The following is a 12,422-nucleotide window of genomic DNA, read 5'->3' on the forward strand; positions in this document are numbered from 1 at the left end:
CCGACGACCTGCGACAGACCCGCCCCACCGTACTCCCTGGCCGTCAGACCTCTTCGGGGAGCTCCCCGACCCGGTTCTCCCACTTGGTGGAGAGCACGATCGTGGTGCGGGTGCGCGAGACGCCGCGCGTGCCGCTGAGCCTGCGGATGGTCTTCTCCAGGCCGTCCACGTCGGAGCCGCGCACCTTGAGCATGTACGAGTCGTCGCCCGCGATGAACCAGCAGTCCTCGATCTCGTGCAGGTCCCGAAGGCGCCGGGCCACGTCCTCGTGGTCGGCGGCGTCGGACAGGGAGATGCCGATCAGCGCGGTGACGCCGAGGCCGAGGGAGGCGGAGTCGACCGTCGCGCGGTAGCCGGTGATGACGCCGGCCGCCTCCAGGCGGTTGATGCGGTCGGTGACGCTGGGGCCGGAGAGGCCGACGAGGCGCCCGAGCTCGGCGTAGGAGGCGCGGCCGTTCTCACGCAGAGCCTGGATGAGCTGCCTGTCCACGGCGTCCATAGAGCGAAGCCTTTCATTATTTAGCGTTTTCGAGAGTCTACGTGTAGAATCTAAGGCGTAACAGGGTTTAGACCCTGCGAATCTTCCGAAAACTCAGCCGATCAACGACGATCCTTCGAACTTTCAGGAGTGTTTTCCGTGTACACGATCGAGATGGCCTACGCCCGTATGCGCGAGCTTCAGGACCTGGCCAACCGCTCGCGTGCGACCGTCGCGACGGCGCGTAAGCCTGCCAAGCAGGCGCGGGGCCGCAAGAAGCGGTAGTCCCACCGCGGAGGTGCGCGTCAGTGCCGGCTGCGGGTGCCGCGTGGCTGGTCGCGCAGTTCCCCGCGCCCCTTCGGGGCGCTCCACCGCGCGGCGTTCAGGGTTCACGGGAGCCGCCTCCCAGCTCCCCCTTCCAACGGCGGTACAGCGTGTGCGGCACCCCTGCCGCGTCGAGCACCCGCCCCGCGACGAAGTCCACCAGATCCTGGATGTGCGTCGCGCCCGCGTAGAACGCCGGAGAGGCGGGCAGCACGACCGCGCCCGCCTCGTCCAGGCCCACCAGGTGCTTCAGCGTCTGCCCCGCCAGCGGCGTCTCGCGTACGCAGACCACCAGGCGGCGGCCCTCCTTCAGCGTCACGCTCGCCGAGCGCTGCAACAGGTCCTTCGAGAGCCCGAGCGCCACTCCGGCCACACAGGCCGTGGACGCAGGCACGATCAGCATCCCCTTCGCCGGGTACGAACCCGATGACGGACCCGCCGCGAGGTCCCCGGCCGCCCAGTACCGCACGTCGTCCGCGCGCACCGCGAACGTCCCCGGCTTGCCGTCGGCGCCGCGGGCCAGCCACTCCTCGAGGTCCTCGCGCCAGTGCGCGTCCCGGAACGAGATGCCCGTCTCGTCGAGCAGCGTCAGGCGCGAGGCCCGCGACACCACCAGGTCCACACTCTCCCCGGCCGCGAGCAGCGCCCGCAGCACGGAGGCGGCGTACGGCGTACCGGAAGCGCCGGAAACCCCCACGATCCAAGGCCTACGCTGCGTATCTCCTGCGTTCACACCGTGAAGCCTATCCCCGGCCGCACGGGCCCGCCCCGGGCCATCAGGGCGTGAGGCCCCGCACCAGCAGGTCGAGCAGCGCGCAGACGAAGAGCGCTATCCCGATGAAGCCGTTGACCTGGAAGAAGGCGCGGTTGAGGCGCGAGAGGTCGTGCGGGCGCACGAGGGTGTGTTCGTACCCGAAAGCGGCCGCGACGATCAGCAGTCCCAGCCAGAAGAACGGGCCCGCGTCGGTGACGAGGGCGTACCAGACGAGCAGGGCCGTCGTCACCAGGTGGCAGGCGCGGGCCCCCCAGATCGCGCCCGGAATGCCGAACCGCGCGGGCACCGACTTGACGCCCACCTCCCGGTCGGTCTCCACGTCCTGGCAGGCGTAGATGAGGTCGAAGCCGCCGATCCAGACCCCCACCGCGAGGCCCAGTATCACCGCCGTCCACGACCACTCGCCGGTGACCGCGAGCCAGGCGCCGATCGGCCCCATGGCCTGCGCGATGCCGAGGATCGCCTGCGGGAAGTCGGTGAACCGCTTGCCGTAGGGATAGACCACCATCGGCACCACCGCGACCGGCGCGAGGGCCAGGCACAGCGGGTTGAGCAGGGCTGCGGAGCCCAGGAAGACGACGACGGCGACCAGCGCGCCGGTCCAGGCGGACCGCACGCTCACGGCACCGGTGACCAGTTCGCGGTGCGCGGTGCGCGGATTGCGGGCGTCGATCTCACGGTCGATGATCCGGTTCGCGGCCATGGCGAACGTACGGAGGCCGACCATGCAGATCGTCACGAGCAGCAGCCGGCCCCAGTGGATGTTCTCGTCCCACTGGAACATCGCGGTCAGGGCGGCGATGTAGGCGAAGGGCAGCGCGAACACGGAGTGCTCGATCATGACGAGGCGCAGGAACGCCCTGGCGCGTCCGGGCTGCCGCGGCAGGGCGGCGGATGCGGAGCTCACAGGCCGTACTCCCGCCAGCGCCGGTCGACCTTCGCCGCCGTCTGCGGATCGGACTCCACCATGTCCGGCCACCCCCCGTCGCGCGTATAGCCCTCCTCGGGCCACTTCCTCGTCGCGTCGATGCCCGCCTTGCCGCCCCAGAACTGCTGGTACGAGGCGTGGTCGAGGTGGTCGACGGGGCCCTCGACCACCGTGAGGTCCCTGGCGTAGTCGGTGTTCCCGAGCGCGCGCCAGGCGACCTCGTGCAGATCGTGCACGTCGCAGTCGGAGTCGACCACGACGATCAGCTTGGTCAGGGACATCATGTGCGCGCCCCAGATGGCGTGCATCACCTTCTGCGCGTGCTTGGGGTACTTCTTGTCGATCGCCACGATCGCGCAGTTGTGGAAGCCGCCCGCCTCGGGCAGGTGGTAGTCCACGATGTCCGGCACGATGATCTTCAGCAGCGGCAGGAAGAACCGCTCGGTCGCCCGGCCGAGGGGGCCGTCCTCCGTCGGCGGCCGCCCCACGACGATCGACTGGAGCAGCGGCCGTTTGCGCATCGTCACGCAGTCGATGGTCAGCGCGGGGAACGGCTCCTGCGGCGTGTAGAAGCCGGTGTGGTCGCCGAAGGGCCCCTCCGGCAGCATCTCACCGGGCTCGAGCCAGCCCTCGATGACGACCTCGGCCTGCGCGGGCACCTGGAGCGGCACCGTCTTGCAGTCGACCATCTCGATCCGCTTGCCCTGGAGGAACCCCGCGAACAGATACTCGTCGATGTCACCGGGCAGCGGCGCCGTGGACGCGTACGTGACGGCGGGCGGACACCCGAAGGCGATCGCGACGGGCAGCCGCTCCCCCCTGCGCGCGGCCACCTGGTAGTGGTTGCGGCTGTCCTTGTGGATCTGCCAGTGCATGCCGATGGTGCGCTTGTCGTGCCGCTGGAGCCGGTAGAGCCCGAGGTTGCGGACGCCGCTCTCGGGGTCCTTGGTGTGCGTGAGCCCCAGGTTGAAGAAGGACCCGCCGTCCTTCGGCCAGGTGAACAGGGCCGGGAGCCGGTCGAGGTCCACGTCGTCGCCGTGCAGGACGACCTCGTGCACCGGCGCGTCCTTCACCTTCTTCGGCGGTACGTGCGCCATCGCGCCGAGCTTCCCGAAGGCCTCCCGCACCCCGACGAAGCCGTGCGGGAGCTCCGGCTTGAGCAGCCCGCCGATCTTCTCGCTGATCTCGCCGTACGACGTCAGGCCGAGCGCCTTCAGGAGCCGCCGGTCGGTGCCGAAGACGTTCATCGCGAGCGGCATGTCGCTGCCCTTGACGTTCTCGAAGAGCAGCGCGGGGCCGCCCGCCTTCTGCACCCGGTCGACGATCTCGCCGACCTCCAGGTACGGGTCGACCTCGGCCTTGATGCGCTTGAGATCGCCCTCGCGGTCCAGGGCCCGGAGCAGAGAGCGGAGATCGTCGTGAGCCATGCGGTCAAGTATCGGTCACCGGCTACCCTGGCCCCGTCACCGGGGGCACACCGGCCGGGTGCCGGCGCCCGCACTCCGTTCCTTGGGGGATCTCCGACACATGCTCAGGTATCTGCCGTTCCTGCTGGTCCTGGCCGTGTGGATCTACGCCTTCATCGACGTCCTGAACACCCCGGAGAAGGAGGTCCGCCACCTGCCGAAGGTGGTGTGGGTCATCATCGTCCTTCTCTTCGGCGAGGTGTTGCTCGGGCCGATCGCGTGGTTCGCCACCGGCAAGAAGCGTCGGCCCGCCGGGGGTGGGGGGCGCAGGGCCGGGGGCTGGGTCGCCCCCGACGACAACCCCGACTTCCTCAAGGGCTTGAACAAGGACCGCGACGAGCCTTGAGCCGGGGGTGACCATGGGGGCCGCGCCCCCGTTCCCCCTGCTCCCGGCGCTGCGCGCCTTGCCCTCAGACGCCGGACGGGCTTTTTCCCACCCGCCCACCCTTCCCGCCCTTCCCGACCGCAGGCGAAGTTCCGGGCGGCATGATCTCAGCCCGTCCGGCGTTTGAGGACGAGGCGCGAAGCGCCGACGGAGCGGGGGCCCAGGGGGCGCAGCCCCCAGCCACCCGGCGAGGCAGTCGAGCCGGAAGGAGTCGTCGCCGGTCAGCTCGTTGGTGAGGCGCAGCGTCGCCCCGGTGCCCCCGGCGTGCTCCAGGTGGAACCGGCACCGCCGTGAACGTAACCGGGGCGGACCCGCCGGGGGTCACTCGGCGGGACCGCCCCGGGGCCGATCTGCGGGTCCGCCCCGGGGCCGCAGGCCCGCCCGGCTAGGGGCGGGCGCCCGCCTCGTCGACGACCTTGCGCTCCAGAACGGCGCTGTGCCCGGTCACCGTGCCCTTCTCGAAGCCGCTCGGCAGGTCCCGAACCGCGACCTGCCGCTCGCCGAGGAACTCCTTGGTCTCCTTGTCGAAGATCAGCTCCTGCCGCTCCCCGTCGTTCTCACGGGCGATGGCGACGCCGTGCCGCCCGGCCGCGTCGGCCACGTCGTCGATCATCTCGACGCCGGGGATCTTCGACGCCGCGAGGAAGAGGGCGGCGCCCTGCTCCGGCGGCATCAGGCCACCGCTGAGGTCGCCGACCAGCACGAAGACGTTCTGGTCGGCGCTCTCGCCCCCGCTCGCCACGCGGTAGAGCCAGTCCCGCATGGTGCCGGCGTCGGTCGGCAGCTTCTGGAGGCTGCGGTAGTGCTTGTCGCCCTCGACCAGGGGCAGGTCCGGCGGCATGCGCTCGTTGTCGAAGCCGTCGAGCGGGTCGTTGATGACCTCGGTGTGCTTGCCGTCCACGGACTGCCACCACTCCCTGAGGTGCGGGGGGGTGATCCGCGACTTCTCGTCGCTCCCCGACGACACGTAGCTCTCCTTGGTCTTGACGTACACGAACTGGTCGTCACGCAGGCCCTTCGGTACGTCCCGCTTCCCGGCCGCCGCCGAGATGTCCTTCAGCATCGCCACCGTCTCCTTCGACGGCGGTCCGGCCTGCGCCCCCTCACCGTCGAACGGGGAGGCGACCAGAACGCCCGCAGCGACGGCGGCGGCCACGGCGCCCGCCACGAGCGCGGACCGCAGCCACGGACGGCGGCGCGGGGCGGGGGCCGCGGCGGCCCCGGCCTTCTCGGACTGCCGGATCTCGGTCATCAGGTGCTCCTTGAGCAGAAGGTGACGGCCCGGCGGGAGGTCCCGCTCGCTAGGAGACGGGAAGTCGGTCTCGGACTTCATCGGTTTCCCTCCTGGGTGGGCCCGACCGCGGTGGTGCGGTCACCTCTCACCTGTCCGCGCCCGCCGAGCGGTTCCATGGCTTTCGCGAGTTTTGTACGGGCTCTGAAGAGCCGGGAGCGCACCGTCCCCACCGGGATGCCGAGAACGTCCGCCGCGGCCTCGTAGCCGAGCCCCGACCACACGCAGAGCGCGAGCACCTCCCGCTCGGGGCGCCGCAGCCCCCGCAGCGCGGCCTCGACGAGGGCGAGCTGCCCGGCGTCGTCGATGCGCCCCGCGACCTCCTCGGCGAAGTCGGCGACGGACTCGTCGCGCGGCAGCCGGGCGACGGCCGCGGCGTGCCTGCGGGCGGCGCGGCGCTGGTTGCGCGTGACGTTGGTGGCGATCCCGAGCAGCCACGGCCGCACCGACCCCCCGTCCGCCTCGACCCTGGCCCGCAGCCGCCAGGCCTCCAGGAACGTCAGCGAGACGACCTCCTCGGCCGCCGACCAGTCCCCCGTGAGCCGGTAGGCGTGGTTGTAGACGGAGCGCGCGTAGGCGTCGAAGACCTCCCCGAACGCGTCGGCGTCCCCGTCCCTGATCCGGACGCGCAGGGCGCGCATGCGCTCACGCTGCTCGTTCGCTTCCCCTGGTTCCCCCTGGTTCGTCTCCACGCCCCTTGTCTGTCCGCATGCCGAAGGCCGGTTCCCATGACCTGGGTCACGGGAACCGGCCTCCGAGGCCGTGCGGGGTCAGACCCCCGCGTACGAGTGCTTGCCGCTGACGAAGATGTTGACGCCGTAGTAGTTGAACAGCCAGCAGCCGAAGGCGATCAGGGCCAGATAGGCGGCCTTGCGGCCCTTCCAGCCCGCCGTGGCACGGGCGTGCAGGTAGCAGGCGTAGGCGACCCAGGTGATGAACGACCAGACCTCCTTGGGGTCCCAGCCCCAGTAGCGGCCCCACGCGTCGCCCGCCCAGATGGCACCGGCGATGATCGTGAACGTCCACAGCGGGAAGATCGCCGCGTTCATGCGGTACGTGAACTTGTCCAGCGAGGCCGCCGCGGGCAGCCGCTCCAGGACGGAGGTCGCGAACCGGCCCGGCGTCTCACCGCGTTGCAGCTTGGCCTCGTAGCTGTCCTTGAACAGGTACGCCGTCGTGGAGACCGCGCCCACGTAGAACGCGGCACCGCAGAAGATCGCGGTGGAGACGTGGATCCACAGCCAGTACGAGTGCAGCGCGGGCACCAGCTGGTCGGAGTCGGTGTACAGGACCGTGACCGCGAGCCCGAGGTCGAGCAGGATCGTGGTGACCAGCGGGAGGCCGATCCAGCGCACGTTCTTCCGCAGGGCGAGCAGCGTGAGGAAGACGCCGATGGCCACCGTGGAGAAGGTGATGTTGAACTCGTACATGTTGCCCCACGGCGCGCGCTCCACCGACAGGGCGCGGGTGACGACACCGCCCGCCTCGATGAGGAACCCGAGCGCGACGAGGGAGATGGCGATGCGGCCGTAGAGGTCGCCCTGTTCGTCGCCGGCCGCGGCGCCGGGGCCGTCCGGTACGTCACGGCTGCCCGCGACGGCCCGCGTGACGACCTTCGGCGCGGCCGCCCGCTCGCTCTTGGGGCGCTCCAGGGTGGCCGTGCCGCCCTTGGTGCGCACGGTGACGCCGGGCGCGGACGCCTTGGCGGCACCCGGCGCGGCCTGCGCGGTGTCCTTCGTGGCGGTGAGCGCGGCGGCCGTACGGGCGACCTTGCTGCGGCTGCCGAACAGCCACTCCGCCATCAGCGCGAAGAAGGCGAGCAGATAGACCGCCATCGCGGAGTAGATCAGCACATTGCTGGTGTGCGCGAGATCCTCGTTCGGCGCGGCGGCGAGGGTGGTGGCGAGAGTCACTTCTCAGCCCCTTCGGCAGGAACGACATCGGGGGTGGGTTCGGGGTCGGCGGGGGTTTCGACTGCGTCGGGCTCGGCGGCGGGGCTGCTGGGCGCGCGTTCGTGCAGGGCCGCGGCCAGCGCCGCGAGCTCCTCCGGGAGCTTCGCGGACTCGCTGCGGCCAAGGCTCGCCATCTCCACGACGGTGGTTCCGTCAGGAGCGGCCGTCGCCCGGACCCACACGCGCCTGCGCTGGATGAACAGGGACCCGGCGAGCCCGACGATCGCGGCGATCGCGCCGCCGAGGGCCCAGCCGCTGCCGGGCTCCTGCGAGATCTGGAAGGTCGCCCACTGCTTGAGCTCCTTCTCGAAGGTGATCGAACCGGCGCCGTTCGGCAGCTTCATGGTCTCGCCGATCTTCAGCCGCTTCTTGAGCAGCTCACCCTTCGCGTCCTCGAACTTCCGCATCTTCCGCGTGTCCAGCTGGTACACGTTCTGCGGGACACCGGAGTCCACACCGAGGCTGCCGTGGTACGCGGACAGCGCGAGCCGCGGATTGAAGGGCGCGGGGAACTGGGAGAACATCTGCCCGTTGCCCTCGCCCGCGAAGGTCGGCACGAAGAAGGCGTTGAAGCCGAGCTGTTCCTTCTTGCCGTTCTTGTCGCGGTACCCGTCGAGGATCTTGATGGCGCCGGTGGCGGTGCCCATGGAGTCGATGGGGAGGAGCGGCACGGAGACCCGCTGGACGACCTTGCCCCTGCCGTCGCGGACGGTGACGGTGGGCGCGTAGCCGTGGCCGATGAGGTAGACCTTCGAGCCGTCGACCTCGAGGGGCTTGTTGACCTCGATGGTCTTCTTCTTCTCCGGCCCGTGGGCGCCTTCGCTGTAGGTGACGTGGGCGCGGTACGTACGTGCCGTGCCGCGCTCGGGGCCCGTCATCTCGTACGAGCCCTCGAAGCTGTCGAGCCTGAAGCTGAAGGGCGCGAGCTCCTGGGTGTCGAAGAGGCTGCCGGACTTGAAGTCGTCGTACTGCGAGAGCGTGTTGGAGAAGCCGTCGCCCTCCATGATCAGCTTGCCGCCCTCGGACTTGAAGAGCTGTCCGACGGCGAACGCGATCAGCAACACGATCAGCGCGACGTGGAAGGCCAGGTTCCCGGCCTCGCGGAGGTAGCCCTTCTCTGCGGCGACGGACCCGCCCACCAGGTGCGAGCGGAAGCGGCGCTGCCGCAGGAGGCCGTGCGCGGCCTCGTGGACCTCGTCGGGGGTCGCGTCGGTGCGCCAGGTGGTGTACGCGGGCAGCCGCGTGAGCCGCCCGGGCGCGGCCGGGGGCCGGCCGCGGAGCTGGCCGACGAACTGCCAGGTGCGCGGCACGATGCAGCCGATGAGCGAGACGAAGAGCAGGATGTAGATCGCGGAGAACCACACCGAGCTGTAGACGTGGAAGAGCCCGAGCCTGTCGTAGATCGGCCCCAGCGTGCTGTGGGTGTCCTTGAAGTCCTGGACCTTCAGCTCGTCGGTGCCCTGCTGCGGGATCAGCGAGCCGGGGATCGCGCCGAGCGAGAGCAGCAGGAGCAGCAGGAGCGCGATCCGCATCGAGGTCAGCTGCCGCCAGAACCAGCGGATCCAGCCGATGACGCCGATACCGGCGACGCCGCGCCCGCCGCCCGGTGCCGCCGCCTCGTCGAGGGGCGCGGTGGACAGCTGCGCGCCCGCGGCGCCGAGGTCGTCCTGGCCCTCGGGGCCCGCGGCCCGCGCGTCGGTGTCGGTCGTGGTGTTGCTCATGGATCAGATCCCCACCGTGAAGCCCCTGGACCAGACTTGCATTTCCTGCACGAGGTCCTCCCAGACACCGGTCAGCATCAGCAGGCCGGTCGCGATCATCATCACGCCGCCGACGCGCATCACCCAGACGTAGTGGCGCTTGACCCACCCGAAGGCGCCGAGTGCCTTGCGGAAGGCGACCGCGGCGAAGATGAACGGCAGTCCGAGTCCCAGACAGTACGCGACGTTCAGTATGGCGCCGCGTCCGGCGGTCGCCTGGTCGATAGCGAGCGCGTTGACGGACGCGAGTGTCGGACCCACGCACGGCGCCCAGCCGACCGCGAAGAGCGCGCCGATCAGCGGCGCCCCCACGAGCCCGGTGGCGGGCTTCTTGTGGAAGCGGAACTCGCGCTGCGAGAGCCAGGGCATGAGCCCCATGAAGAACAGGCCGAGCGCGACCATCAGGACGCCGAGGACCTTGTTGATGACGCTCTGGTGGTCCTGGAGGTTCTGGCCGAAGTACCCGAAGAGGGCGCCGGTGGAGACGAAGACGACGGTGAAGCCGAGGACGAAGAGCCCGGCGCCCGCGACCATCCGCCCGCGCCTGGCCTCGGCGAGGTCGGTGCCGCTGACGCCGGTGACATAGCTGAGGTAGCCGGGCACGAGCGGCAGCACGCAGGGCGAGAAGAAGGAGACGAGGCCGCCGAGCAGCGCGATCGGCAGGGCGAGCGCGAGGGTGCCGCTGTACACGGTCTGGTTGATCTCGCCGGGCTGGGCGGCGAGGGTGGTGGCGTGTGCGGCGGCGCCGTGCGCGGTCGCGGGGTCGGCGAGCACCGCGGTCAACAGGGCGGACACGCGATCACTTCTCCGCGATCAGGGGGTCGACCATCTTGCGCAGCTTCTCCTCGTTGAGGGGCTGCTGGGAGCGCGCCGCGATCTTCCCGTCCCGGTCGATGACGACGGTGGACGGGATGAACTGCGGGTTCAGCGTGCCCTTGGGGAAGCGCAGCATCAGCTTGCCCATCGGGTCGTACAGGCTCGGGTAGCCGATCCCGTAGTCCTTCTCGAAGGAGATCGCCGGGCCCTTCTCCGGGTCGCGGGCGTTGATGCCGACGAACTGCACGTCGTCCTCGGTGGCGGCCGAGACCTTCTTGAAGTTCGGCGCCTCCGCCCGGCACGGCGGGCACCAGGAGCCCCAGACGTTCAGGACGACGACCTTGCCCTTGTAGTCGTCGATGCTCAGCTTCTTGCCGTCGAGGGTCTCGCCGTCGATGACCGGCGCGTCGTGCCGGTCGCCCCTCTCGGCGGTGGAGATGCCGTCCTTGCTGGTGATGAAGTTGGTCTTGCCCGAGCCGCCGGACGTGCCGCCCGAGCCGCACGCGGACAGTGTCAGCGCCAGGGCCGCGGCGCCCGCCGCGAGGAGTGCCGCGCGGCTGCGGCGGCCGCGGACGCTTCGGCGGAGGCTGCGGTTCGGGCTGCGGGGGGCGCGGCAGGCGGCACTCATGTGAAAAGTTTCGCATGCCCGTTTCGAGGATCTTCGACGCCCCCCGCGGAACCGGAAAGTCCCTTTTCAGACAGGGTTCCGGACTGCTCCCGGGCGGCTTCAATCCTTCTCGGCGTCCGTACGGCTGTCGGACGAGGCGCCCCCGAGGAAGCTCTTCCAGCCGCCGGCCGGCCGCTGCCCGACCTGGAGGCCGCGCAGCTTGGCGAGGACCTCCGGCTTCTGCACGTCGAGCCAGTCCACGAACTGCCGGAAGGAGACCAGGCGTACGTCCTTCTTGCCGGCCATGCCCTTGAGGGCCTCCTCGACGGCGTCCATGTAGATGCCGCCGTTCCACTGCTCGAAGTGGTTGCCGATGTAGAAGGGGGCGCGGTTGGACTCGTAGGCGCGCTCGAAGCCCGCGAGGTAGGCCTCGGTGGCCTGCTTGCGCCAGCCCGGGTAGTTGTGGGCCGGGGCCTTCGTGGAGTTCTTCGACTGGTTGGCGAGGATGTTGTAGTCCATCGACAGGACCTCGAAGGAGTGACCCGGGAACGGTATCTGCTGCAAGGGCAGGTCCCAGATACCCATCTTCTTGTCGGGCCACATCTGGCGGCCGCCCGGCGAGGACGCGTCGTAGCGCCAGCCGAGCTTCTTGGCCGTCGGCAGCAGGTTGTCCTGGCCGAGCAGGCAGGGCGTGCGGCCGCCGACGAGTTCCTTCTCGTAGTCGAAGGGCAGCGGCGGCAGGTCGTTCCAGCCGGTGTTCGTGCGCCACTTCGTCACGAAGGACTTGGCCTGGTCGATCTCGGACTGCCACTGGGCGGGCGTCCAGTTGCCGACCGTGCCGGTGCCCGCGCAGAAGTGCCCGTTGAAGTGGGTGCCTATCTCATGGCCCTCCAGCCACGCCTGGCGCACGTACTTCAGCGTCTCCTTGATGTGGCCGTCCGTGAGGTAGCCGATGTCGGAGGCGCCCACGCTGTTGTTCGGGGGCCGATAGAGCCGCTTCTTGGACTCGGGGAGCAGATAGAGCCCGGAGAGGAAGAACGTCATCCGGGCGTCGTGCTCCTCGGCGAGCTTCAGGAAGCGCGGGAACAGACCGTTGCCGACCTCGCCCGCGCCGTCCCAGGAGAACACGACGAACTGCGGCGGCGTCTCGCCCGGCTCCAGGGGGCGCGGCTTCTCGGGCTGGTTCGGCTGCTTGCCCGTGTAGGCCGTGGAGCCGTCGCCGATCGGCTTCGCGGGACGGCTCGGCCTGCCCGGCTTCCCGGCCTCGGTCCGGTCCCCGCCGGAGCCGGAGCCGGAGTCGCCGGAACCCGAGCCGCAGGCGGTCAGGCCGAAGGCCGCCGCGGCGCCGACCCCCAGGCCGATGGCACCCCGGCGACTCATGGCAGCCCGGCCGGTTGCGGGCGCTCCGCCGCCCATATCCGTGCGGCTGTCGTCGCGCATTCCAACCCCATTCGTCGTGCCTTCGGTCCTCCCCGGCGGAAGGACAACTCCTTAGAGGGTGCGGCGTGGGTCGGGGTTCCGGACAGCGATACAGATATGGGCCTTATTACACAGGGCAGACATTCGACGTCACAGGGTGCCCGCACCATTACCCGGCGCACACAGCGGACGCACAGGACACGAAAAGGCGGGCGCTTCTC

13 protein-coding genes are annotated in these 12,422 nt (G+C 70.2%); 2 read left to right on the top strand and 11 right to left on the bottom strand.

The window, feature by feature from the left end; translation table 11 throughout:
* Positions 1-43: 43 nt before the first annotated feature.
* Entirely contained in the window at positions 44-499 is a 456-nt protein-coding gene (locus tag ACH4DX_RS14245; protein ID WP_398122226.1) for an Lrp/AsnC family transcriptional regulator, read from the bottom strand.
* A 138-nt stretch (positions 500-637) separates the two neighbouring features.
* Here ACH4DX_RS14245 and ACH4DX_RS14250 point away from each other — a divergent pair, with 138 nt between their 5' ends.
* Complete coding sequence (locus ACH4DX_RS14250) at positions 638-763, top strand: hypothetical protein (RefSeq protein WP_398122278.1); 126 nt, start codon at positions 638-640, stop codon at positions 761-763.
* A 97-nt stretch (positions 764-860) separates the two neighbouring features.
* Here ACH4DX_RS14250 and ACH4DX_RS14255 read toward each other — a convergent pair whose 3' ends face one another.
* From ACH4DX_RS14255 to ACH4DX_RS14265, 3 genes are read right to left on the bottom strand one after another with little or no spacing between them, the layout of a single operon-like run.
* The gene (locus ACH4DX_RS14255; protein ID WP_398155210.1) at positions 861-1,535 is read right to left on the bottom strand and encodes a UbiX family flavin prenyltransferase; all 675 of its coding nucleotides are present in this window, start codon (positions 1,533-1,535) and stop codon (positions 861-863) included.
* A gap of 43 nt (positions 1,536-1,578) precedes the next feature.
* On the bottom strand, positions 1,579-2,484 hold the full coding sequence (mqnP, locus tag ACH4DX_RS14260) for a menaquinone biosynthesis prenyltransferase MqnP (protein ID WP_398122228.1): 906 nt from the start codon (positions 2,482-2,484) through the stop codon (positions 1,579-1,581).
* Complete coding sequence (locus tag ACH4DX_RS14265) at positions 2,481-3,932, bottom strand: menaquinone biosynthesis decarboxylase (protein WP_398122229.1); 1,452 nt, start codon at positions 3,930-3,932, stop codon at positions 2,481-2,483. Before ACH4DX_RS14265 ends, mqnP begins: the two co-directional genes overlap by 4 nt.
* Positions 3,933-4,032: 100 nt before the next feature.
* On the opposite strand from ACH4DX_RS14265, the gene ACH4DX_RS14270 reads away from it, so the two are divergent.
* A complete protein-coding gene (locus ACH4DX_RS14270; RefSeq protein WP_398122230.1) occupies positions 4,033-4,317 on the top strand; it encodes a PLDc N-terminal domain-containing protein in 285 nt (94 codons plus the stop codon).
* A gap of 424 nt (positions 4,318-4,741) precedes the next feature.
* Here ACH4DX_RS14270 and ACH4DX_RS14275 read toward each other — a convergent pair whose 3' ends face one another.
* The 7 genes from ACH4DX_RS14275 to ACH4DX_RS14305 form a co-directional block, all read right to left on the bottom strand.
* On the bottom strand, positions 4,742-5,689 hold the full coding sequence (locus ACH4DX_RS14275) for a CU044_5270 family protein (protein ID WP_398155211.1): 948 nt from the start codon (positions 5,687-5,689) through the stop codon (positions 4,742-4,744).
* Entirely contained in the window at positions 5,686-6,288 is a 603-nt protein-coding gene (locus ACH4DX_RS14280; protein ID WP_398155279.1) for an RNA polymerase sigma factor, read from the bottom strand. The genes ACH4DX_RS14275 and ACH4DX_RS14280 overlap by 4 nt, the downstream gene beginning before the upstream one ends.
* A 129-nt stretch (positions 6,289-6,417) precedes the next feature.
* The gene (gene ccsB, locus ACH4DX_RS14285) at positions 6,418-7,560 is read right to left on the bottom strand and encodes a c-type cytochrome biogenesis protein CcsB (RefSeq protein WP_398122233.1); all 1,143 of its coding nucleotides are present in this window, start codon (positions 7,558-7,560) and stop codon (positions 6,418-6,420) included.
* Positions 7,557-9,320, bottom strand: a complete 1,764-nt coding sequence (locus ACH4DX_RS14290) for a cytochrome c biogenesis protein ResB (RefSeq protein ID WP_398155212.1) — start codon at positions 9,318-9,320, stop codon at positions 7,557-7,559. Before ACH4DX_RS14290 ends, ccsB begins: the two co-directional genes overlap by 4 nt.
* Positions 9,321-9,323: 3 nt before the next feature.
* Positions 9,324-10,061: a cytochrome c biogenesis CcdA family protein gene (locus tag ACH4DX_RS14295; RefSeq protein WP_398122277.1), complete on the bottom strand. Its 738-nt coding sequence runs from the start codon at positions 10,059-10,061 to the stop codon at positions 9,324-9,326.
* Positions 10,062-10,158: 97 nt separating this feature from the next.
* On the bottom strand, positions 10,159-10,803 hold the full coding sequence (locus ACH4DX_RS14300) for a TlpA family protein disulfide reductase (protein WP_398155213.1): 645 nt from the start codon (positions 10,801-10,803) through the stop codon (positions 10,159-10,161).
* A gap of 99 nt (positions 10,804-10,902) precedes the next feature.
* Positions 10,903-12,162 (bottom strand): hypothetical protein, encoded by a 1,260-nt coding sequence (locus ACH4DX_RS14305; protein ID WP_398155214.1) that lies wholly within the window; start codon positions 12,160-12,162, stop codon positions 10,903-10,905.
* Positions 12,163-12,422: the final 260 nt, after the last annotated feature.

Origin of the sequence: Streptomyces sp. NPDC017940, assembly GCF_044328435.1 — a bacterium.
In the GTDB taxonomy this organism is placed as follows: domain Bacteria; phylum Actinomycetota; class Actinomycetes; order Streptomycetales; family Streptomycetaceae; genus Streptomyces.